The sequence below is a fragment of the Kiritimatiellia bacterium genome (assembly GCA_018001225.1).
Taxonomy (GTDB): domain Bacteria; phylum Verrucomicrobiota; class Kiritimatiellia; order CAIQIC01; family JAGNIJ01; genus JAGNIJ01.
The window spans coordinates 1-22,037 of the sequence record JAGNIJ010000056.1; the positions used below are offsets into that span (position 1 = coordinate 1).

Consider the following 22,037-nt stretch of genomic DNA (forward strand, 5'->3'; position numbering starts at 1 on the left):
CTTTCGCCCATGCCCAGGGTGAAGCCCTCCCACTCGGTAGTCAGCGGGATGACCTGCACGGTGTACCGCGAGGCATTTTCAAAGGTGAGCCGGTTGGCTTTTTTGTCATAGTCCTCGCAGCCGATCAGCGGAAGCAGGGCGGCGGCGACCAGAATGCCGAAAATCACTTTTTTCATAGTCTCCATCCTCGATTGTGCGTAGTGACGGCTTAACTTTTCATTACCCTCGAATTTATACGGGGTAAAGATGACAGAAGCAAAATGGGAGTCAAGAGCGATGATGCGGGACGGGCGGCAGCGGCCCCTGCCGCGTCGGGATCGCGAATTACTGTTTCCCCGTCGGGCCGGCTTTGTTATATCTTATCGGAAGCCGGGATGGAACCGGTCCCGCCGGCCGGGCCGGGAAGGAGCCGAACATGTCCAGATTGGAAAACGAAGAGATCCAGAAGATACTGCCGCACCGGTACCCCATGTTGCTGGTGGACCGGATCCTGGAGTGCGACGACAAGGAATGGGTGGTCGGCATCAAGAACCTTTCGGCCAACGAGCCCTTTTTCCAAGGGCATTTCCCGGGCCACCCGGTCATGCCCGGCGTGCTTCAAATGGAGGCCATGGCGCAGGTCGGCGGCGTCCTGTTGAGCCGCGTGCTCAAGCAGGAGGGGCGGATCGCCTATTTCATCGCCATCGACAACGCCCGGTTCCGCAGGATTGTCCAACCCGGCGACCAACTGCGCATCGAAGTCAAATTCAGCAAGTTGCGCATGGGCATGGCCAAGGTCCATGGAACCTGCACCGTGGACGGGGAGATGGCCTCCGAGGCCGACCTGATGTTCGCGTACAAGTGAGACAGGCATGGCGAAAATTCATCCGACGGCCATCGTAGACCCGGGCGCGGAGGTCGGCGCGGACGCCGACATCGGCCCCTATTGCGTCGTCGGCCCGCGCGTGAGGATCGGCGCCGGCGCCCGGCTCATGGCGCACGTGTTCATGGAGGGATGGACCACCCTCGGCCCGGGATGCACCGTGTTTCCCTTTGCCAGCCTCGGCACGCAGACCCAGGATCTCAAGTACAAGGGCGGGGCGCCCCGCGTGGAGATCGGCGAGAAGACGACCCTCCGCGAATACGTCACCGTGAACGCGGCCACGTCGGACGGCGACGTGACGCGGATCGGCGCGCGCTGCCACATCATGGCCTACGCGCACATCGCGCACGACTGCTGCGTCGGCAGCGACGTGATCATGGCCAACTGCGCGACCCTGGCCGGGCATATCACCGTGGAGGACCAGGCGATCATCGGCGGGCTGTGCGGCGTGCACCAGTTTGTCCGGATCGGCCGCATGAGCATCATCGGCGGCTGTTCCAAGGTGACCCAGGACGTGCCGCCCTTCATGATGGCGGACGGTCACCCGCTGGAGATTCACGGCATCAACAGCGTGGGCCTGAAGCGGCGGGGCGTCGGCGAGGAGGTCCAGCGGCAGATGAAAAATGCCTACCGCATCCTGTACCGCGAGGGCCTCTCCACCAGCCAGGCGCTCCAGCGGCTGGAGGCCGAGCCTGTCCGCGCCCCGGAGATCGAGGAACTCATGGAGTTCATCCGCCATTCGCAGCGGGGGATCGTGCGCTGATGAAAAAATGGATACTGGGGTTGGGCGTGGGGCTGGCCGTCCTGGCCGCGCCCCCGGCGCCGGCGATCGAGCCGAGAGTCAACTTCAGCTTCGACCAGGTGGACGTGCGGCTGCTGGTCAAGCTGGTGGGGGACATGACCGGGCGGCGTTTCGTGGTGGACAAGGGCGTGACGGGCACGGTGACGGTGATCTCCCCGGCGCCCGTCCCGTCGTCGGAAGTGTACCCGCTTTTCGCCTCGATCCTGGAGGCCCACGGGTTCGCCGTGGTGGAGAGGGAGGGCCTCTGCTACGTTATGCCGCTGCCCGAGCGCGGGGTGGCCGGGGGAAGAATCGTCGGGCCGGACGGGGACGTCACCGGCGGGGGGCTGGTGACCCGCGTGATCCGGGTGCAGCACATCAGCGCCATCGAACTGCGGAAGATCCTGGAGCCCATGGTGCGCGGCGGGAAAAGCGGGGCGCTGGTGGCCTTCGGTCCGTCCAACCACCTGCTTGTGACCGACACGGCCGAGAGCGTGAAGCAGCTCGAGCGGATCGTGTCCGAGCTGGACAAGCCGGGCGCCGGGCAGGCGGCCGAGTTCGTCGCGCTGCAGCACGCCTCCGCGGAGGAGGTGGCCGCGCAGCTCCTGTCCGCGATGCGCGGCCTGCAGACGGCCGGGCAGAGCTTGAGCCGCCACGTCCAGCAGGTGGCCGAGGGCGGCGCCTCCGTGCCCACCGACGTGGCCGTCGTTCCCGCCGTCTCCGCCAACGGCCTGGTCCTGGTCGGCGCGCCCGTGCAGGTCGCCGAACTGAAGCGGATCGTGCAGATGATGGACGTCGAGCCCGCGGCCGGGCAGGGCCGGCTGCACGCCGTGTTCCTGAAATACCTTTCCGCGGACGAGGCGGGCAAGAGCCTCAACGCGCTGCTGGCCAAGACGGCGGAAAAGGACCAGCGCCAGCGTATTGCCATCGAACCCAACATCTCCAACAACGCCCTGATCATCGAGGCGTCCGCCCAGGATTTCGAACTGGTCCGCGCCCTGCTGGCCCAGCTCGACCAGATGCCGCAGCAGGTGCTGGTGGAGGTGCTTATTGCCGAGGTCGCCGTCGGCAACGACCTGGATTTCGGCGTCGAGTGGGCCACCATCGACGTGCCGAAGTCCGGCCGCACGACGGCCATCGGCCGTTCCCGGCCCGGGGAGACCGACGAGATCATGGACCTGGTGACCGAGCAGGTCTTTCCGCAGGGGATGGCCATCGGCGTGGCGCGGGGAACCTACACGGACGCGGACGGCAACATCGTGCCCCGCATCCCGTTTCTCATGCGGGCGTTGGCCCAGAGCCGTGACGTGAAGATCCTGTCCAATATCCCCCTCTGGGCCCAGAACAACACCGAGGCCAGCCTGTCCGTCGTGGACAATATCCCGGTGCTGAAATCCACCATCGAAGGCGGCTCCGGCACCGCGCGCGACGTGATCCAGAACATCGACCGCATGGACGTCGGCATCAAGCTCAAGCTCACGCCGCACGTGAACCCGGAGCAGGAAGTGCTGATGCAATTGAATCCCAGCATCGAGGCGATCACCGACGAGGGCCCGGAGGATATGTTCGCGCCCACCATTGCCAAGCGGGAGGTGTCCACCACCGTGACGGTGCCGGACAAGGCCACGGTCATCATCAGCGGCCTGATCCGCGAGGACGAGGTCCGGTATGTCGGCAAGGTGCCGATCCTGGGCGACATCCCCCTGCTGGGCCTGCTCTTCCGCAGCCAGTCCACCCGCAAGCAACGGACTAACCTGCTGATCTTCGTCACGCCGCACATCGTCACCGATATACGCGAGGCGGCCGACCTGAAAAAGTCGCTGGAGCGGCAGGCGCAGTTGTCGGGCGTCCGGACCAACCTGGACGCGAAGCCGGTCCGGAGGAAGTGAGCCATGCGCCTGGACGAGGTGCTCGTTCGCCGGGGGAAAGTCACGCCGGAGCAGGTGGAGGAGGCGCGGGCCCGGGGCGCGGGCAAGGCCTCGGAGGCGGAATGGGGGCCGGTCCTCGTCGAGATGGGCGTCCTGACCGAGTGCGAATGGCTGGAGGCGCTGGGTGAGTTGTACGGCTGCGACGTCCTCCGGGAGCCCGCTGACAACCTGCTGGATCCCGCCCTGGTGTCCCAGTTGCCCGTCGAGTGGGCGCGCGCGCACGCCATGCTGCCGGTCCGCCAGGGTCCGCGCCTGTGCGTGCTGACGAGCGATCCGTCCGATCTCGCGGCGCTGGAGGACCTGGCGCTCATCCTGGGCGAGGAGGCGGCGCCGCTGCTGGCGCCCCGCCGGGAGATCCTGGCGGCCATCGAGCACTGCTACGTCCGCAAGACCGAGACGCCCGGCGACCTGCTGCGCGGCCTGCAGCCGGCGGCCCCGGGCGAAATGCCGGAACGCGCGGCGGATGACCTGCTGCGGACGGCCGAGCAGGCCCCGGTGACCCAGCTGATCAACCTGATCCTGCTCCAGGCGCTCAAGGCCCGGGCCTCGGACGTGCACCTGGAGCCCTACGCGAACAGCCTGCGCCTGCGCTACCGGATCGACGGCCTCCTGTACGAGCAGTCGTCCCCGCCCAAGCACCTCGAGGCCCCGCTCGTTTCCCGTCTGAAGGTCATGGCCCGGCTGGATATCGCCGAGAAGCGGCTCCCCCAGGACGGCACGGCGCGCGTGCGGGTGGGCGAGCAGGAAGTGGATATCCGCGTTTCCACGATCCCCGTCGCGGAGGGGGAGCGGGTCGTGCTCCGCCTGCTGAACCGCGAGTCCACCCTCATGCCGCTTTCGGACCTCGGCATGCCGGCGCCGCTGCTGGCCCGCTTCCGCGAGCTGGTGGCCCAGCCGAACGGCGTCATCCTGGTCACCGGCCCCACGGGCAGCGGCAAGACCACGACGCTCTACGCCGCGCTCCAGGAGCTGGACAAGGCGCACGCCAACATTCTCACCATCGAGGACCCGATCGAGTACCAGCTGCCGCACATCGGCCAGATGCAGGTGAAGCCGAAGATTGGGCTGACCTTCGCCTCGGGCCTGCGCCATATCCTGCGCCAGGATCCGGACGTCATTCTCGTGGGCGAAATCCGCGACGTGGAGACGGCGGAAATCGCCGTGCGCGCGTCGCTGACGGGCCACCTCGTCTTCAGCACCCTGCACACCAACGACGCGGTCAGCGCGGTCCTCCGCATGGCGGACATGGGCGTGGAATCCTATCTTCTGGCCGCGGCGCTGCGCGCGGCCATGGCGCAACGGCTCGTTCGCCGGCTGTGCCCCGAGTGCCGCCGCCCGGGAGAACTCCCGGTGGAGGAGGCGGAATCCCTGGGCCCCGCGGGGCGCGGGCTGGCGGGAACTCGCGTCTGGCAGCCGGCGGGCTGCCCCCGGTGCCGCGGGGGGTACCTGGGCCGGCTCGGCCTGTTCGAGCTCATGCTGGTGGACGACGAGGTCCGGGAGGCCGTGCGCGCCAACCGGCCCCTCGCCGAGATCCAGCGCCTGGCCGTCCGGCAGGGCATGCGCACGCTGCAGGACGATGCCGTGGAGAAAATCCGGCGGGGCGAGACCAGCGTGGCCGAAGTGCTGCGGGCGGTCGGCCGGATGGACGTCCGCGGGGCGGCCGGATGAAAACCTTCGCGTACCAGGGATTCAACCATGCCGGGCGGCCCGGCGCGGGATTGATCGAGGCCCTGGACGCCAAGGATGCCCGGGAAAAACTCTTCACGCGCGGCATTCTGGTCGAGACCCTTCAGCCGGCAGCCCAGGAGCGAGCCGGCCGATTCCGTCGCGCGGACTCGTCCTTCGACGTCCCCGCCCGCGCGATGCTCTACCGCGAACTGGCCGCGCTGTTGAAGGCCGGGCTGCCGCTGACCCAGTCGCTCGAGGTCATCCTCGCCGCTCCCGAGTCCGGCCGCCACCAGGCCCGGCTCGCCGACCTGCGCGACCGGATCCGCGAGGGCTCTTCCTTCGCCGACGCCCTGGGCTCGAATCGGTCGGTCTCGCCGTTCGAAAAGGCCGTGATCCAGGTCGGCGAGCGGACGGGCCGGCTGGACGAGGTGCTCGACCGCATGGCGCGCTTTCTCGAGGAGCAGGGGCGGGTGCGCGAACGGGTGCAGACCGCGCTGCTGTACCCGGTGATCGTGCTGATCCTGGCCGTGATCATTGCCGTTGTCACCCTGGGGATCATGCTGCCCCGTGTGGCAAAGCTGCTGGAGGAGGCCCGCATGGAACTGCCCGCCATCACGCGGGCGACGCTGGCGCTCGGGCGCTGGGGCGCGCCGGTCCTGCTCGCGGCGGTCCTCGGGGCGGGCGTGACCGGGATCGTCCTCGCGCGGCGCCTGCGCACCGCGCCGGAGTCCCGCCGGCAGTGGAACCGGCGCTTTTTCAGGTGGCCGCTGGCGGGCCGCGCGTACGGGGCGCTGGTCAACCTGCGTTTTGCCCGGACGCTGGCCCTCCTCCTGGACGGGGGCGTCCCGCTGGTCGAGGCCGTCCCGCTGGCGGGGAAGGCCACGGGCAGTTCGTGGACCGGCTTCCTGGCCGGGGAGCAGGCCGAGGCCATGCGCCACGGGCGGAACCTCGCCGACGCCCTGCGCCAGATCCCGCCGCTGGCGGGTTCCCTGCCGGTCTGGATCCAGGCGGGCGAGGCGGGCGGCAAGCTGTCCGACCTGCTGGAGCACGCGGCGGACCGTTACCAGCAGCAGTGGGACCGGATCATCGCCCGGAGCCTGGGATTGTTGGAGCCGCTCCTGATCGTCCTGGTGGGCGGTTTCGTGCTGCTCGTGGCGCTCGCCACGCTCCTGCCGATCATGTCGCTCAACCAGACACTGCAATAGGAGGTTCCCATGGGCTCCCCGCGTTTCCTCAACGGTCTGCTTTCGGCGGGACTGCTGGGCACGCTGGTCTTCGGCGGACTGCTCATCGCCGGCCTCGTCGAACTCTGGCGTGGCGATCCGGGGTACAACTGGACCCACCGCGACATGCGGATGACGCTTCCGGAAAGCCGCGACTGGCTGGAAGTCTATGTCGGGGGCGAATTGCTCCAGGCGCACCTGGAGCGCAAGAGTCTGGCCACGGCCGGCCCCGACGGGACCTCCTACCCGGTGCTGGAGCGCGATATACGCGTTCGCCGGAATAACTGGCTGGAACGGAAAACCGAGCTAGCCCTGCGGGCGATACCGGAAGCGTTCCTCTGTGGCCTTTCCCTGGCCTGCCTGGCCATGGGCGTGTTCCGCCGCCGCCGAGGGGAAACGCCATGCGCTTCCTGAAAGGCGGCGCGCTGGTTCTCGCCGCAAGCCTCGCCGGAGGCTGCGCCGGGATCCGGACCGGCTACTTCAGCGAGCCGTACACCGGCGACCCGCCGCGGCGTCCCGGGCCGCGCACTGCGTACGAACGATCGCGCCGGAACGAGATTCCCCTGCCCGGGCTCAAGCTGAAGGTAGACCTGCTCAACAACGTGCAGGTGTCCGACTCCATTTGGTTCGGTATCGGCATCCCCATGGTTCCCGTTCGTGTCCGGCACCCCCGCCCGCCCGCGCCGGGTCCTACCTGCGTGGTGCAGGTCCGGTTCGAGGCGCTCGAACCGGGAATCGCGTTCGATCCCGCCCGGGCCCGTCTCGTCGTGGACGGGACGTCGCATACCCCGACGGCATTTCAGCCGTACCTGTGGTCCACCGGCCGCTGGGAATCCGTCGCGAGCGCGCCTCTCGACGCCGCGCCGGATCGGGACTACAAAATCGAACTGCATTTCGCGACACCGCGGCCGCGGCCGGAGCAGGATATCCTCTTGGACCTCGGTCCCGCCATTCGCCATCCGGGCCTGGATCCGTTCCCGATAATCCATTTCCGGAAACAGAAATGGCGCGAATTCTACAGCTGATCCGCGCAGACGATGAATCCCCCCCGGGGGTTCCATTGGGGTAGCGGGGGACACGGACGGAGTCGCTCCAAAACCGGACTCATCCTCGCATTTGCCCCTTCTCCAAAACGCCTCGCAGTTTATAAAGTGCGAGGCGTTTCATCGGGCGGATCATCCCGCCCTCCGGGGCGGTTGCAGCAGGCGAATCAAACAAACCAGCAAGGGATGCGACCCGGGAAGAACCCGGTACATTCGGCCATACCGAGCCACCAGCCCGCAGGCTTTCAATGTTCGTACATGCCGTTGCAGCGAGGCGCGGGAAATCCCCGTGGTTTGAATGAGCGTGCGCAGATCGGCGGGTTCCTGGCACAGGGTTCGCAGGACCGCAAGCCGCCGGGTGTGGGAGAAGCCCTTGGCGATCCGGATGATTTCGGCATGATCGGCATTCGGCTCGCGGGCAAAAGCCTTCTGCAGGGCGGTCAGCAGGGGGTTGGCGCTTGGAACCTGCGGATCGGTTACGGGTCGGTACCTGACGATAGGCCCTGATCGAACAGCGCGGACGAGTCCCCGCGACTGAAGCCGGCGCAACTCCTGGCTGGCGCGCGACTGGCTGATCCCGGCTCGTTCGGCCAAGTTGGACACTGTGCGATCAGGATACTGTACGATCAACCGGAGAAGCCCGAGACGGGTTTCGCCCGCCAGCACACGAGAGGTACGCCAGAGGGTTGGATTCATCATCATTTCCTATCGCCTCGCACTTTATAAACTGCGAGGCCTTGATAAAAGCGCATACTATCGAAGCGTCAAATGGAAAACGGCGCGCCGGTCGCCAGGAACGATTCAAGAACGGCCAGGCCTTCCGGCGTGCCCATGTCCAGCAGCGGGGCGGGGGCGGCGAAGGCCGCCAGGAGCCCCTGCTCCGCCAGCGACGGAAAGACATCGGTTTCCAGCGAAAGGGTCCGCCCGGGTTCCAGGGAATCCAGCACGCGGCGGGGGACCACGTAGACGCCGCCGTTCACCCAGCCGGATTCGCGCCGGGCCTTTTCGCGGAACGCGGTCACGCGCCGCGCCTCGTCGAATTCCACGGTTCCGTAGCGCCCGGCTTCCTCGATCCGGGTGACGGCGAGCATCGCGGGCGGAGATTTCCAATCCCTGGAAACCGCATGCCATGCCTTTTCCAATGATTGGAAATCCAGGCGGGGCAGCAGGCTGTCGCCGTTCAGCACCAGGCACGGGTCGGTCGCGATCCACGGCTCGACGTATTTCAGCCCCCCGCCGGTGCCCAGCGGGGCCGGTTCGCGCGACAGCGAAATCGTGCATGGTGAATGGTGAATGGTGAATAGTTCCTGAACACTGAACACCGAACACTGAACACCCGATTGGAGTTCCTCCCCGTGCTCGCGCAGCCAGTCGAGCAGGCGGTCCGCCATGTATCCGGCGGCGATATGCACCCGAGTGATGCCGCCGCGGGTGAGCCACTCCAGTTGCCACTCCAGGAACGGACGCCCGGCGAGCGGGACGAGGGCCTTGGGCCGGTCGGCATACAGCGCGCTCAAGCGCGTGCCTCGTCCGCCGGCGAGGATGACCGCCTGCATCATGAAGCGTACTGTTTGGGTTCGATTTTGTACTTCGTGATCTTGTAGCCGAGGATGCGCTGGGTGCTGTCCAGCGTCCGGGCCGCCGCGGCCACGTTGCCGCGCGAGGACTTGAGCGCGTCGCGGATCAGGTCGCGCTCGTAGGCCTCCACCAGACCCTTCAGCGTGCCCGCCGGCGCCGTGCCCACCGCCTCCGCCGTTTGCAGGGTGGGGGGCAGGTGATAGGGATGGACCACGTCGCCCTCGGCCACCAGCACCGCCCGCTCGATGCAGTTTTCCAGTTCGCGCACGTTGCCGGGCCAGTGGTAGCTCATCAGCATGTCGATCACCGCGCTGGACAGACGGCGGACTTTCTTGCTGTTCTCCTTGGAGTACTTTTCCAGGAAGTGATCCGCCAGCAGCACGATGTCCGCCTTGCGCTTGCGCAGCGGCGGCACAAAGATGGGGAAGACGTGCAGCCGGTAGAAGAGGTCCTCCCGAAATCTCCCCGCGGCCACCATGGCGGGCAGGTCCTTGTTGGTCGCCGTGATGAGCCGGCAGTTGGTCTTGATCGTGGTCGTGCCGCCGATCCGCTCGAACTCGCGCTCCTGGACAACACGCAGGAGCTTGATCTGGATGGACGGCGGGATGTCCCCGATCTCGTCCAGGAACAGCGTGCCGCCGTGGGCCAGCTCGAACCGGCCCTTGCGGTCGGCCAGCGCCCCGGTGAAGGCCCCCTTGACGTGCCCGAACAGCTCGCTCTCGATCAGGTTCTCCGGCAACGCGGCGCAGTGCGCCTTGACGAACGGCTTGTCCGCCCGCTCGCTGTTGTAATGGATCGCGGCGGCGACGAGTTCCTTGCCGGTGCCCGTCTCGCCCTCGATCAGCACCGTGGTCGGCGTCTTGGCGACCTGGGCGATCTGGTCGTACACGATCTGCATCTCGTGCGAGTTGCCGATGATGTTGGCGGGTCGGAACCGGCTGCGGAGTTCCTCGCGCAGGCGCTGGTTCTCGATCTCCAGCCGCTCCTGCTCCTCCTGGGCCGCGCGGCGCAACTTGACCGCCTGGGCAATCATGGAGGCGATGATAGTCAGCAGGCGCACGTCCTCCTCGAGATTGGCCGTCGGGCGGTAGGGCAGGTCCGCGCTCAACGCCCCGACGACCTCCTGCTCGACCTTGATCGGCACGCACAAAAACGAGGTATCCGCCCTTTTCCCTCGACGGGTCTTGTCGAGAAACAGCGGCGATTCGCCGGTCTTGGGGATGATCGCCGGCTTGCCGGTCAGCACCACCTGGCCGGTCACGCCCTCGCCCAGCTTGTACCGCCCCCGCCGGGCCTGCTGGGGCGACAGGCCGTGCGCCGCCTCGATTAGGATGTCGCCGGTCTTCCGGTTGAGCAGCGTCAGCGTGGCGTACTTCATGTCCAGGTACTCGGACAGGGCCTCGAGGACCGGCGTCACCACGTCGCGCATGTCCAGGCTCTGGTCCAACACGCGGCTGACGTGGTACAGCAGCGTCACCTCGCGCATGCGTCGTGCGTCTTCCCGGGGGGCCGGATTCATGGCGTCTGCTCTCCTTCCGCGCGCTCGTCGTACAGGTTCGTGATCGGCATCCGCCGGTCCCGCCCGAACGCTTTCGGGGTGATCTTGATCCCGGGCGCGCCCTGCCGCCGCTTGTATTCGCTGCGGTCCACCAGCCGGGCGACCCGGCGCACCGTGGCCGGATCAAAGCCCGCCGCGACGATCGCCGGCACGCTTTCATCCAGTTCCACGTACCGCTCGAGGATCGCGTCGAGCAGGTCGTAAGGCGGCAGCGAATCCGTGTCCTTCTGGTTCGGCCGGAGTTCGGCCGTCGGCGGGCGCTCGATGGTCGAGATCGGGATCGGCGGGGTCCCGGCCTGCCGATTCCGCCACCGCGCCAGCTCGAACACCAGCGTCTTGGGCACGTCCTTGATCACGGCGAAGCCGCCGACCATGTCGCCGTAGAGGGTGCAGTAGCCGGTGGCCAGCTCGCTCTTGTTTCCCGTGGTCAGCACCAGCCAGCCGAACTTGTTGGAGAGCGCCATCACCAGGTTGCCCCGGATGCGCGCCTGCAGGTTCTCCTCCGTCACGTCCGGCTTCCGCGAGCCGAAGACGGGCGCCAGGTCCTCCACGTAGGTCTCGTACAGCCGGCGGATCGGCAGCGTGAACAGCTCGATCCCCAGGTTCCGGGCCAGGAGCCCGGCGTCGCCCAGTGTTTCCGCCGAGGAATACTGGGAAGGCATCGTCACGCCCTTGACCCGGTCCGCGCCGAGCGCGTCCTTCGCGAGCGTGGCGACCAACGCGGAATCGATGCCTCCGCTCAAGGCCACCACCACCTTGTCGAACCCGTTCTTGTCCACGTAGTCGCGCAGCCCGAGCTTCAGGGCCGCGTACACCTCCGCGGGATCCTCCAGCACGGGCTCCACGCGCAAGGCCGGCGCGAGGCCCGCCGGGCCTTCGCCGGCCTCGATCTCGATGCGCTGCACTTTCGGCGCGTCGGAGAGCCGCGCGTCCTTCCGGTCCCGGACGGCAACAGAGACATACAAGACGTCTTCCGAAAACTGGCGCGCGCGGGCCGTCAGCGCGCCCTCCGCCGACAGCGCCAGGCTGGCGCCGTCAAAAACCAGTTCATCCTGCCCGCCGACCACGTTGGCGTACAGCACCGGGCAATCCAGGAACCGGGCGGCGTCGCGCAGGATGTTCTCCCGCAAGGCCAGCTTGCCCCGGTGGTAGGGGGACGCCGACAGATTGACCAGGGCATCCAGCTCCTGGTCGCGCAGCAGGCGCGCGGCCGCCTCGTCCAGGTCCCAGGAATCCTCGCAGATGTGCAGGCCGATCCGGATCCCGTCGACCTCCAGCAGGGCGGCCCGGCGGCCCGGCTCGAACACCCGCTTCTCGTCGAAGACCCCGTAGTTCGGAAGGACCATCTTCCGGTAGCAGGCCGCCTCCCGCCCCCCGTGGAATACCACGGCCATGTTGGCGGCCTTTTCCTTCGCCGCCCGCGGGCAGCCCGCGATCACGATGGCCTCCGGCGGCAGTTCCCGCGCCAGGCGCTGCACCTGGCGCTCACAGTCCTCCAGGAAATGCCTCTTCAGGACAAGGTCTTCCGGGGGATACCCGGACAGGGCCAGTTCCGGAAAGACGATCACCCGCGCGCCGGCCCCGGCCGCCTCCCGGGACACACGCACGAGTTTCGCGGCATTGGCCGCCAGCGCGCCCACCGTGACATCGACCTGCGCCAGCGCCACAACGATCGATTTCATGTTACAAATATGTAGCACGCATCGATGGAATTTACAAATTCAATCGGCGGGATGCGTTAATCCATCAGGTCGTAGGGGCGTCGCTCGCGACGCCCGCGGGCCCTGTAGTGAAGCGAAGCGCGTACTGCAGAGCGGGCGCCGGCAAGCGGCGCCCCTACATGGGTGCAGTCGAAACACCCGTCCACGAGGGACGGGTGTTTCGCGTTTCGATTGAGCCGGAGCCGTTACTTGATGAACAGCATTTCCTGGTAGGTCGGAAGCGGCCAAAGGTCGTCGGAGACGATCCCTTCGATCCGGTCCGAGATCTGCCGGACCTCGACCATCGAGGGAATGATCTTGTCGCGCATGTGCCGGGCGTGCTCGAAGAGGCCGCCCCTGGACTCGTGCTGGATTGCCGCTTCCAGCGCGGCCAAGGCCGGCTGCAGCTTCCCGAGCTGGGCGTTGAGTTCGTCCAGCACGGTCGTGCAATGGTCCTTGCCCATGGACTTCAGGGCGAGCGAGGTCTTCGCGAGCTTGTCCTGGTAATCCACGGCCGCCGCGAAGATCATGGTCTTCGCGATCCGGAGCGTGAGCCGGCTCTCGATGTGGACCTCCTTGATGTACTTCTCGAGGTAGATCTCGTTCCGGCTCTTGAACTCGCGTTTCGTCAGCACGTTGTACTTCTCGAACAGCTCCGCGTTCTCGTCCGTGTCCATCCCGTGGATGGCGTCCACGGTGTTGCGGAAGTTCGGCAGGCCGCGCTTCTCGGCCTCCTTGTGCCACGCCTCGCTGTAGTTGTCCCCGTTGAAGATGATCCGGCCGTGTTCGTTGACGATCTGCTGCAGCACTTCCTGGACGGCCTCGTTGAGTTTCTTCGGGTTGCCCTTGGTCTTGGCTTCCAGCTCGGTCGCCACGAAGTCCAGCGACTCGGCCACGATCGTGTTGAGCACGATCAGCGGGCCGGCCACGGACTGGCTGGACCCGACCGCGCGGAACTCGAACTTGTTGCCGGTGAAGGCGAACGGGCTGGTCCGGTTCCGGTCGCCGGCATCCTTCGGAAGGGGCGGGAGGGTGTCCACGCCGACCGTCAGCAGGCCGGGTTTCTTGGAATCCTTCGCGCCGCCCTTGGCGATCTGCTCGAAGATATCCGTGAGCTGGTCGCCCAGGAACACGGAGATGATGGCCGGCGGCGCCTCGTTGGCCCCGAGCCGGTGGTCATTGCCCGCGTGCGCGACCGAGCCGCGCAGCAGGTCGGCATGCTTGTCCACGGCCCGGATGACCGCGGCGCAGAAGACCAGGAACTGGGCGTTGCTGTGCGGCGTCTTGCCGGGCGTCAGCAGGTTTTCCTTCGTCGTGCCCAGCGACCAGTTCAGGTGCTTGCCGGACCCGTTGATGCCCGCGAACGGCTTCTCGTGGAGCAGGCACGACATCCCGTACTTCTGGGCCACCCGCTGCAGGGTGATCATGGTCAGGTACTGGTGATCCGTGGCGAGGTTGGCGTTCTCGTAGACCGGCGCGATCTCGTACTGCGCCGGCGCCACCTCGTTGTGGCGGGTCTTGACCGGGACGCCGAGCTTGTAGAGCTCGCGCTCCGTCTCGAGCATGCACGCCAGCACGCGCTCCGGGATGGCGCCGAAGTACTGGTCCTCCAGTTCCTGGCCTTTCGGCGGCTTGGCGCCGAAGAGCGTGCGCCCGGCGTTGATCAGGTCCGGCCGCGCGAAGAAAAAGTTCCGGTCGATCAGGAAGTACTCCTGTTCGCAGCCGGCGGTGGAGAAGACCAGCCCCGGGTTCTTCTGTCCGAAGATCGACAGCACCCGGCGGGCCTGCGCGTTCAGCGCCTGCATCGAGCGGAGCAGGGGGGTCTTCTTGTCCAGCGCCTCGCCCGTCCAGGAGCAGAAGGCCGTCGGGATGCACAGCGTCGTGCCGTTCGGGTTCTCCAGGATGTAGGCCGGGCTGGTGACGTCCCACGCCGTGTACCCGCGCGCCTCGAACGTCGCCCGGATGCCGCCCGACGGGAAGCTGGACGCGTCGGGCTCGCCCTGGATCAACTGCTTGGCCGAAAACGCGGCGATCACGCCGCCCTTGCCGTCGGGATCGAGGAAGCTGTCGTGCTTCTCCGCCGTCAGGCCGGTCAGGGGGAGGAACACGTGCGCGTAGTGGGTCGCGCCCTTCTCAATGGCCCAGTCGCGCATCGCGGCGGCCACGGGCTCGGCGGTGCTGATGTCCAGCCGTTCCCCCTGGTCAATGGTCTTGCGCAGCGCCTTGTAGACCTTCTCCGGAAGGCGCTTCTTCATCACCTTGTCGCTGAACACGTTCGCGCCGAACAGTTCCCTGGACGGCGTCTTCGAGAAATCCAGGGGCTTCTCGATCGGCTTGTAATTGGTCACCGCCATGATGGCGTCGTGTCGCGCTATCGTCATCGTCTTCTCCTCGTCTTTCGTGGTGTCCTTACGCTTGTATCGTTTCTCCGGGTAAAAGCAACTCACCCGCGCGGTTGTTCATCCGCCCGCTTGTTCGCCGTCTACAGTAGCAGCAGCCATGCCAATCAAGCAATACGGCGGGAGTCACGATGCGTAATATATTGCAATAAAGCAAGATAAGAATATTATGCTAAAAATCTTTCCAGAAATATAGTAACATTACTGTATTCACAAATTAATTTTATATACATTATTGTATCAATTCAGGCTGTTGCCGGAATTGCCAATTGCAGCCGGGATCGCCGATCCCGGCGACAAATTCAAGACCAGAGGCGGGCCGGGTATTGGCCCTGCGAGACCATGTCCTGCAGCGCGGCCACGATGGAAGGCTTGTCCTCGCGGTAGGTGATCCCGAACCAGCGGCCAGTGCCGGGGAGGACCCGGACCCGGACTCGTCCTTCCCCGATGAGGCTGCCGACGACGCCCGGGATGAAAAATTCGGCCTTGGGGTCCGCGCCCTGCTTTTTCAGGAAGAGCCCGAATTCCCGGTCCAGGTGGTCGAAGATCGTCGGGGTGAAGGCCCAGGCATTCATGGAGACCCATTCGTCGCCGGTGAGGGCCTGCGGCTGTCCGGCCGCGTCGGCCGTTACGGCGCGCCGGCCGTCCCGGGCAACCTTGGCGGTCTCCACGATGCGGCGGAGATACAGCCGGTCGTCGCAATCGCAGATGCCGCGGGTCACGGTGCCGTGATCGGACAGCGTGTCCCGCAGGGTGTAGCCGACCATGGCGTAATCGTGGCCGACGGCCGGACAGGCGCGAAGGTAGTCGCCCAGCAGTTGAAAAGCGCCGGCGCCGTAGAAGTCGTCCGCATTGATCACGGCGAAGGGGCCGGGCACGAGATCGCGGGCGACGAGCATGGCGTGGCCGGTGCCCCAGGGTTTCTGGCGGTCCGCGGGCACGGCGAATCCCGCGGGCAGCCGGTCGAGTTCCTGGAAGGCATACGCGGTATCCACGCGGCTTTCGAAACGACTGCCGATGGCATCCCGGAAATCCTTCTCGATCGACCGGCGGATGACGAAGACCACGCGGCCGAACCCGGCGCGCAGCGCGTCAAACACCGAGTAGTCCATGATGATCTCGCCGCCGGGCCCGACGGGATCCAATTGCTTGAGCCCGCCGTACCGGCTGCCCACGCCTGCCGCCATGATCATTAGGGTCGGTTTCATAAGTGGCTCCACGTGCTCCAGTCCAAGCCTCGATGCTCTGTCCTGAAACCGGCGTCAGCGTAACAGGATACGCTCCCCGGCTCCACTGCTAATTACCCTTTCTGGAATATCGGCGCAGTCGTTGCACGGCCTCCTGCCTGAACCGGTCGAGCTGTGCCGCCACGTACCCCTCGATATCCAGCGACGTGTTCTGCACAAGGGGCGTCAGGTCCAGGGCCAGGCACAGTTCCCGGGCCCGGTCGGGGGCGTACGGATCGGCGAAGGTGGCGTTGGCGGCGCGGCGGCCGGCGACGGCCGCGTCGTACCGCTTGCCGCCGTCGATCTGCGAGCGGAAAAGCCCGATCAATTCCGATCCCAGCGCGGCGCCATCGCTGACGTCCAGTTCCACGCGCGCGCCGGGCGGCAGCCAGTCCAAACCGCCCCAGACCTCCACGCCGTACACCGCCGCCGGCCGGCGCTCGGGGGGCAGGCGCCGGAGCACGCGCAGCACGGCGAGTGCAACGGCCACGTGGGTCTCGTGCCGGTCGGCCGGGCTGTGCGTGTAGATCGTCTGCGGGCTCATTTGTCCCAGCAGGATCGCGAGATCGGCCTCAAGGTCCCGAACGGCGGCCCCCCGGATGGCCGCGCTGTCGTACTCCAGTTGAACCAAAAGCCCGTAACGGCCGATGCGGGCGGCCTCCTCCTGCTCGCGGCGGCGGACCTCCAGCCACGCCGGACCGCCGTTCGTACAGACGATGCCCCCGAACCCGCTCGAGTCCCAGCCGGCATGAATCCCGTGCAGGGCCACGATCTCCAGGTCGTCGGGATGCGCGCCGATCCCGAGGTGGGTGACCCGCGCCAGGGCCTTTTCCAGCGGTAGTTCGTCGGGCACGAGGAGCGAGGCCTGGGCATGATGAAGCGGCATGGGGCGATGATACTTCATCGAAACGCAACCGGAAGAAAAAACAAACCCTGCTGTGGCGGCTCGGCGAGCCGCCCCGCGCTTCGCAGCGGCGCCGCTACAGTGACGATTCCCCGGGCTCCTGCATGCGCTCCTCCAGCCGCTCCAGATACAGGCCCGCCTGCTCCCGCCCGTCGGGCGGGGCGGATTGGAGAAAGGCGGTCATGAGTGCGCGCGCCTTTTCCAGCTCGCCCTGTTCCTCGTACAGGGCGGCCAGGCGAAAGTGGGCCTCGGGCGAGAGGGGATAGAGGCGCAGGGCCTGCCGGAACGCCGCCTCGGCCTCGTCCGGCATCTTGCGGTAGGCATACACCCCGGCGATCGCGGAACGAAGCTTGGAAAACGCCTTGCGCGCCTCGGTGTTCGACTCGAAGCCCGGCTGCTTTTCCAGGAGGGCGATCTGCTTCTTCCAGAACGTGCGGTCGCGGGCCACGGCGGCGGCGGGGAGTTCGCCCAGCGGTTCGGGATTCAGCTTCAGGATCAGCCCGCGGGGCTCGAGATAGGGATACATCCAGGGCACCACGTAACTTTCCTCGAGGAAGATGGCGCGCTCGCTCCGGTTATGTTCAAAGATCATGTCCGCGAGAATGCCGTTGATCATCATGACGCCGGCCACGCCCTGGACGGACACACGGCCGTCCTTGATGCTGACCTCGGCCCCGGCCTCGATCCGGCCGGCCTGGACGTCTTCCACGTACTGTCGAAAGGCCTGGTTGGAATCTTCCGGGGTCGGCAACCAGATGTTCTCCCCGTACACCGCGCGGAGATGGGCCATGTACGTGTTGTCCGCGAGGGCGTTCTGGGTGAGGGTAAACAACGGCGGCGGGTCTTTCAACGCGTTGACCGCGGTAATGACGAAGCGCCCGGCATCCGTTCCGCCGAAGTACAGGCTGCCCTCCGGCATGGAGGCCAGGATTGGCTCGTAGTACAGCCGGAGGAGTTCCGAGTCTTGTTTCCAGTTGATCCAGACCTCCCAGAGCCCGAGCGTTTCGTGCACGCAGGCCCAGAGTTCGTTCTGCAGGCCGGGCGCCTGCCACCCGCCGGTTCCCGGGGCCTTGAGGCGCTGGAATCGATTCGACACCGCGGCCCAGTCGCCGGCCTCGGCAGCCTCGAAAAAGGACACGGCCTTTTCCGGCAGGGCCAGCCCGAGCCGCTCGGCCAGCTCGACGGCCAGTTGGTGCCGCGCGGCGCTGAAGGCCCGCACCCCGGCGCCGAAGTCGTCCGCCGGCGCGCTTTCCGCGGCCCCGGCCGGGGCCGCGCAGAGAGCCATCCACCCCAGGGCCAGGAATCCGACGAGTGTTCCTTGCATGCCGCCCTCCTTTTGATCCTCACCATTTGACATTCGACCGCTTCATTTGTTTCATCGCCGATTTGAAGAATCGTCCAAAGGCCTTGTCCTTCTTCCTTTTCTCGACATAGGAGCGGTTGTGGTATTCGGCTTCCTTCTTCAGTTTAAGGTAGTTCCGGTAGCGCTCGTCGCTCAATTCGCCGGCCTGGACGGCGGCCAGGACCGCGCAGCCGGGCTCGCGCGTGTGGGTACAGTCCGGGAAACGGCAGCGCGTCGAATACTCGGCGATGTCGTTGAAGGCCGCCTCGAGGCCGTCCTCGGCGCCGAGGAGTCCCAGTTCGCGCAGGCCGGGCGTATCCACCAGCATGGCGCCGTTGTCGAGGACGACCAGTTGCCGGCGGGAGGTCGTGTGCACGCCCTCGCCGGTCCCGCTCACGGCCCGGGTCTCGAGCGCCTCTTTCCCCAACAGCCCGTTGATCAGCGTGGTTTTTCCGACACCTGAAGAGCCGAGCAGGCCGTAGGTTCTGCCGGGGAGCAGGAGCTTCCGGAACGCCTCCACTCCGTCGCCCGTCGCGTTGCTCAACGGCAGCGCCGGCACGGTGATGCCGGACTCCCGGAGTTCCCTGATCCGTTGCTCCAATGCCTCCCGGGAAACCATGTCGGTCCTGCTAAGGACGAGGTGCGCCTCCATGCCGCCGTCGCGGGCGATCACCAGGTACCGGTGGAGCCGCGGCACGCTGAAATCGAAATCGCAACCCTGCACGATGAACGCCGCGTCGATATTCGCGGCGATCATCTGGAAGTCCATGGTCTTGCCGGGCGTCTTGCGGCGCAGGAACGTCTTGCGCGGCAGAACATCGTGGATGAGGGCCGGGCCGCGCGACGCGGACCATTGGACGCAGACCCAGTCGCCCACGCAGGGGAGGTCGCCGGCCGACCGGGCCGAAAACCGGAACCGGCCCGCCAGTTCCGCGTAGGTCTCGCCGGCCTCGTTCCGGACCAGGAAGGCGTCCCGGTCCACGGCCGTGACGCGGGCCAGGCGGCGGTCCGGCTGCAGGAGCCTGGTCGCCCGCTCTTCAAACCAGGCATCCAATCCTAGGGGGGTCAGATCCATTACGCCGTCAAAGGCCCTTGTCCGTGGATCAGGATAGCGAACGAATAGACGAAGGCAAGGGCGGTTCCGCCCACGGCCGCTCGTTTCGAACCCCGCCCTTCCCGCCCCCCGTTGCGGACGGTCACCAAATAACGGTGGGGTGGGGGCCGGGACGCGACCTTCGCGGTCGGAGGCCCCCCCCTTTACCCGGCGGCGATCCGCGGGGTACCAATCTCCGTACAGGGGACTGACGCACCAGGACATGAACACGCACGCGGCCGTGCAGGGCCTCGGGCGGGGGCGTGAATATCGGTCCGGCGGGAAGAAAGCTCCGCGCTTTCTCGACTCAAGCGGGGGAGACCAGCACATGAAGACAAGACTGTGTATCGTCGCGCTGGCGCTGCTGGCGGCCCAGGGTCGGGGCGAGGACGCCAAGCCGGCGGAAACGCGCTACGCCCTGACGGCGGGCAAGCCGGTCCTTGTAAGCACCAAGGCGGGAACCCTCGTGCGGGTTCCGGGGTTCGACCTGACGTGCCGGCCGGGGGAGCCCCGCGTGCCCGTCCGCTCGTTCAGGTACCTGCTTCCCTCCGATGCCGATCCCGGGAGCGCGCGCGTCGTGATCCGGACGGCCGAAACCGACACGCTCAAGGGCGTGAAAGACCTGGTTCCCGGCCAGGCCGGCGTCGTGCCGCACAGCAGGGGCAAGTCCGTGTCCCCCGTGCTTTCAAAGGGGGCGGTCTACCGGCGCGACGCACTGTTTCCCGAGTCGTACGTGACCATAACGCCCGAGGGAAGGCTCGGCGACCGGCCGGTCGTGCGGCTCGACTTCTACCCCGTCCGGGTGAACCCGGTCCGTGGAATCCTGCAGGTCGTGCGCCGGACGGAGGTATCCCTTCTGTATTCCACGAAGAGCGCGGCCAGCCAGGCGATGGAGCCGGTCAATCTAGATGAGCTGTCTCCCTTCCGCCTGACCGAGCTCGATCCGGCGGTCAGCCGGAAATGGCTGACCACGCTCCGCCTCAATCCCCACATTCTCGATGCGCTCTTCCCGCGCCAGGGCTATGCCATCGTCACCACGCAGGCCATCCGCGCGCGGGTCCCGGAACTGGACACGTTTATCGCCCATAAGCGCGCCCTGGGCTACAACGTGGTCCTTGTCACCGAGAATGCGCAGAACGACGACGCCGGCCGGCTGGGCTGGCTGGAAACGCGGCTGCCCGCCGGCGCGGACAAGGCCGACCACCTGCGGGCATGGCTCCAGGCCCACCGTGGGGCGCTGCGCCTGCGCTTCGTGTTCATCATCGGGTGCCCGCTCGACCAGGGCGATCCGGCCGACGTGCCCATGAAACTGTGCACGATCGCGCCCGACGGCATTGTGGACGGGGCCGGCGAGATCCAGTCCGGCCATTGTTTCACCGACCACTATTACGCCGAACTCTCCGGCTGCTGGGATCTCAACGATGACGGCGCCTTCGCCACTTATCCCGCCGATGGCGCGGTTGGGGGCCTGGATTTCTACCCCGAGGTGTACGTCGGTCGCCTCCCGGTCTACCCCCCGTTCGGCGACCTCGCCCGGGTTCGCCTGTTCCTTTCCAAGACCATCGCCTACGAGGCGGAAGCCGACACCGCCTGGCGGGCCCAGGCGCTTCTGCCCTTCGCCTTCCTCGATGACGTCACCGACACCGCGCGCGCGGGCGAATACCTTCGCGGGGTCCTCGAGGCGCAGGGGTTTAGGTGCGACACCGCCTATCAATCGGGCGAGGGCGTCGAATCCGCATTCGCTTCTACGTTCCCCCTTGTGGACGGGGCCTTGCGCGAGTGGTGGCCTCGGCACGCCTACGGACTCGTTTCCTGGGCCGGCCACGGCACGCCGTGGGATGTCGAATTGTTCGATCCGGAAGCGGTTCCAGGCGTCATGCCGCCGCGGCTGTGGTCCTTGGACTGGAGCATGGACCTCGATTCCAGCCGCCCCTCGCTCGTCTACTCGGGTTCCTGCCTGACCTCGTATCCCGCCGAGCGCGTCAACCTTGGCTTGAGCCTGCTGATGAAAGGGGCCATCGGGGTCGCCTCCGCGACCGAGAGCATTTACTATTTACGAGAGGTCCGGGAGGAAATCCGTGAGGGGCATACCTCCGTCACGGTCTGGAGCCTCTCGGAGCGCAACGCGGATACGCAAAGCTTCGGGTGCCATTTCATGGACCGCGCGGCACGCAATCATACTTTCGGCGAGGCCTTCCACGAGACCAAGGCGCTCTTCGGCGACGACTGGGGCGCCCAGTCCTGGATGAACAAGCTCGCGTTCAACCTGTACGGCGATCCCAGCCTGGCCCTCCGGCTTCCTGACCTGCGCTGATGGGGAGACTATCCCGGTTGAAGTCAACGGTAACGGGCGGCGTTGACGGATGAAGGCTGTACTCGACGTTGCCCGCCGCGGAAAAGGTCAGGCACGATGGCCTTGCTGGATGCAGAATTTAATCCTGTTCATTAAATCATTCAGGGCGCGCCCTTGGCGGGAACAGCTTCATTCTCGGTCATTGCTTGCTCCGCCTTTGGCGCGCCCTTCCTTCAAGATTTCCATCCATTCCACAACGCCAGGCTTCACCGGATTCCGAATCCGCCGCGGGTGAGGAATACGGTGCAGGCGATTGACTCTCATCTAAGCCCTGAACGGGTTCCTTGTTAAAATGGCTCCTGGGCGCGGACGGCCCGCGCCCGGGACCTCAACCCATAGGAGCCGAGATGAAGTATTACACGTCGCTGACCGAATACAA

At 66.5% G+C, this 22,037-nt stretch carries 17 protein-coding genes; 8 read left to right on the forward strand and 9 right to left on the reverse strand.

Annotated features, from left to right (window positions below; genetic code table 11):
• Positions 1-415 precede the first annotated feature (415 nt).
• The 7 genes from fabZ to KA248_14635 are packed head-to-tail and all read left to right on the forward strand — an operon-like array spanning position 416 to position 7,487.
• Positions 416-844 carry a 3-hydroxyacyl-ACP dehydratase FabZ gene (fabZ, locus tag KA248_14605; GenBank protein ID MBP7831136.1) on the forward strand — a complete coding sequence of 143 codons (429 nt, stop codon included), beginning with the start codon at positions 416-418 and terminating at the stop codon, positions 842-844.
• A gap of 7 nt (positions 845-851) precedes the next feature.
• On the forward strand, positions 852-1,625 hold the full coding sequence (gene lpxA, locus KA248_14610; GenBank protein MBP7831137.1) for an acyl-ACP--UDP-N-acetylglucosamine O-acyltransferase: 774 nt from the start codon (positions 852-854) through the stop codon (positions 1,623-1,625).
• Positions 1,625-3,532: a hypothetical protein gene (locus tag KA248_14615; protein ID MBP7831138.1), complete on the forward strand. Its 1,908-nt coding sequence runs from the start codon at positions 1,625-1,627 to the stop codon at positions 3,530-3,532. Before lpxA ends, KA248_14615 begins: the two co-directional genes overlap by 1 nt.
• 3 nt (positions 3,533-3,535) lie before the next feature.
• A complete protein-coding gene (gene tadA, locus KA248_14620; protein ID MBP7831139.1) occupies positions 3,536-5,239 on the forward strand; it encodes a Flp pilus assembly complex ATPase component TadA in 1,704 nt (567 codons plus the stop codon).
• Entirely contained in the window at positions 5,236-6,444 is a 1,209-nt protein-coding gene (locus KA248_14625) for a type II secretion system F family protein (GenBank protein MBP7831140.1), read from the forward strand. The genes tadA and KA248_14625 overlap by 4 nt, the downstream gene beginning before the upstream one ends.
• A 9-nt stretch (positions 6,445-6,453) precedes the next feature.
• On the forward strand, positions 6,454-6,876 hold the full coding sequence (locus tag KA248_14630) for a hypothetical protein (protein ID MBP7831141.1): 423 nt from the start codon (positions 6,454-6,456) through the stop codon (positions 6,874-6,876).
• The gene (locus KA248_14635; GenBank protein MBP7831142.1) at positions 6,864-7,487 is read left to right on the forward strand and encodes a hypothetical protein; all 624 of its coding nucleotides are present in this window, start codon (positions 6,864-6,866) and stop codon (positions 7,485-7,487) included. Before KA248_14630 ends, KA248_14635 begins: the two co-directional genes overlap by 13 nt.
• 150 nt (positions 7,488-7,637) lie before the next feature.
• Here the strand turns inward: KA248_14635 and KA248_14640 are convergent, their stop codons facing one another.
• From KA248_14640 to rsgA, 9 genes are all read right to left on the reverse strand, one after another.
• On the reverse strand, positions 7,638-8,207 hold the full coding sequence (locus KA248_14640) for an ArsR family transcriptional regulator (GenBank protein MBP7831143.1): 570 nt from the start codon (positions 8,205-8,207) through the stop codon (positions 7,638-7,640).
• 62 nt (positions 8,208-8,269) lie between these two features.
• Positions 8,270-9,064, reverse strand: a complete 795-nt coding sequence (locus KA248_14645) for an NTP transferase domain-containing protein (GenBank protein ID MBP7831144.1) — start codon at positions 9,062-9,064, stop codon at positions 8,270-8,272.
• On the reverse strand, positions 9,061-10,602 hold the full coding sequence (locus KA248_14650) for a sigma 54-interacting transcriptional regulator (GenBank protein ID MBP7831145.1): 1,542 nt from the start codon (positions 10,600-10,602) through the stop codon (positions 9,061-9,063). Before KA248_14650 ends, KA248_14645 begins: the two co-directional genes overlap by 4 nt.
• Complete coding sequence (locus tag KA248_14655; protein MBP7831146.1) at positions 10,599-12,323, reverse strand: NAD+ synthase; 1,725 nt, start codon at positions 12,321-12,323, stop codon at positions 10,599-10,601. Before KA248_14655 ends, KA248_14650 begins: the two co-directional genes overlap by 4 nt.
• A 224-nt stretch (positions 12,324-12,547) precedes the next feature.
• Positions 12,548-14,722 carry a glutamine synthetase III gene (locus KA248_14660; GenBank protein MBP7831147.1) on the reverse strand — a complete coding sequence of 725 codons (2,175 nt, stop codon included), beginning with the start codon at positions 14,720-14,722 and terminating at the stop codon, positions 12,548-12,550.
• A 320-nt stretch (positions 14,723-15,042) separates the two neighbouring features.
• Positions 15,043-15,948, reverse strand: coding sequence for a nucleotidyltransferase (locus tag KA248_14665; protein MBP7831148.1), 906 nt, complete (start codon positions 15,946-15,948; stop codon positions 15,043-15,045).
• 88 nt (positions 15,949-16,036) lie between these two features.
• Positions 16,037-16,852 carry a PIG-L family deacetylase gene (locus KA248_14670; protein MBP7831149.1) on the reverse strand — a complete coding sequence of 272 codons (816 nt, stop codon included), beginning with the start codon at positions 16,850-16,852 and terminating at the stop codon, positions 16,037-16,039.
• 94 nt (positions 16,853-16,946) lie between these two features.
• Positions 16,947-18,194 carry a tetratricopeptide repeat protein gene (locus KA248_14675; protein ID MBP7831150.1) on the reverse strand — a complete coding sequence of 416 codons (1,248 nt, stop codon included), beginning with the start codon at positions 18,192-18,194 and terminating at the stop codon, positions 16,947-16,949.
• 19 nt (positions 18,195-18,213) lie between these two features.
• Positions 18,214-19,287, reverse strand: coding sequence for a ribosome small subunit-dependent GTPase A (rsgA, locus tag KA248_14680; GenBank protein MBP7831151.1), 1,074 nt, complete (start codon positions 19,285-19,287; stop codon positions 18,214-18,216).
• Positions 19,288-19,633: 346 nt separating this feature from the next.
• Between rsgA and KA248_14685 the strand changes: the two genes are divergently transcribed.
• The gene (locus tag KA248_14685) at positions 19,634-21,619 is read left to right on the forward strand and encodes a hypothetical protein (GenBank protein MBP7831152.1); all 1,986 of its coding nucleotides are present in this window, start codon (positions 19,634-19,636) and stop codon (positions 21,617-21,619) included.
• Positions 21,620-22,037: the final 418 nt, after the last annotated feature.

Coding starts and splice junctions, on each gene's coding strand:
- fabZ (MBP7831136.1), top strand. CDS start 416: ATGTCCAGATTGGAAAACGAAGAGATCCAGAAGATACTGCCGCACCGG.
- lpxA (MBP7831137.1), top strand. CDS start 852: ATGGCGAAAATTCATCCGACGGCCATCGTAGACCCGGGCGCGGAGGTC.
- KA248_14615 (MBP7831138.1), top strand. CDS start 1,625: ATGAAAAAATGGATACTGGGGTTGGGCGTGGGGCTGGCCGTCCTGGCC.
- tadA (MBP7831139.1), top strand. CDS start 3,536: ATGCGCCTGGACGAGGTGCTCGTTCGCCGGGGGAAAGTCACGCCGGAG.
- KA248_14625 (MBP7831140.1), top strand. CDS start 5,236: ATGAAAACCTTCGCGTACCAGGGATTCAACCATGCCGGGCGGCCCGGC.
- KA248_14630 (MBP7831141.1), top strand. CDS start 6,454: ATGGGCTCCCCGCGTTTCCTCAACGGTCTGCTTTCGGCGGGACTGCTG.
- KA248_14635 (MBP7831142.1), top strand. CDS start 6,864: ATGCGCTTCCTGAAAGGCGGCGCGCTGGTTCTCGCCGCAAGCCTCGCC.
- KA248_14640 (MBP7831143.1), bottom strand. CDS start 8,207: ATGATGATGAATCCAACCCTCTGGCGTACCTCTCGTGTGCTGGCGGGC.
- KA248_14645 (MBP7831144.1), bottom strand. CDS start 9,064: ATGATGCAGGCGGTCATCCTCGCCGGCGGACGAGGCACGCGCTTGAGC.
- KA248_14650 (MBP7831145.1), bottom strand. CDS start 10,602: ATGAATCCGGCCCCCCGGGAAGACGCACGACGCATGCGCGAGGTGACG.
- KA248_14655 (MBP7831146.1), bottom strand. CDS start 12,323: ATGAAATCGATCGTTGTGGCGCTGGCGCAGGTCGATGTCACGGTGGGC.
- KA248_14660 (MBP7831147.1), bottom strand. CDS start 14,722: ATGACGATAGCGCGACACGACGCCATCATGGCGGTGACCAATTACAAG.
- KA248_14665 (MBP7831148.1), bottom strand. CDS start 15,948: ATGAAACCGACCCTAATGATCATGGCGGCAGGCGTGGGCAGCCGGTAC.
- KA248_14670 (MBP7831149.1), bottom strand. CDS start 16,852: ATGCCGCTTCATCATGCCCAGGCCTCGCTCCTCGTGCCCGACGAACTA.
- KA248_14675 (MBP7831150.1), bottom strand. CDS start 18,194: ATGCAAGGAACACTCGTCGGATTCCTGGCCCTGGGGTGGATGGCTCTC.
- rsgA (MBP7831151.1), bottom strand. CDS start 19,287: ATGGATCTGACCCCCCTAGGATTGGATGCCTGGTTTGAAGAGCGGGCG.
- KA248_14685 (MBP7831152.1), top strand. CDS start 19,634: ATGAAGACAAGACTGTGTATCGTCGCGCTGGCGCTGCTGGCGGCCCAG.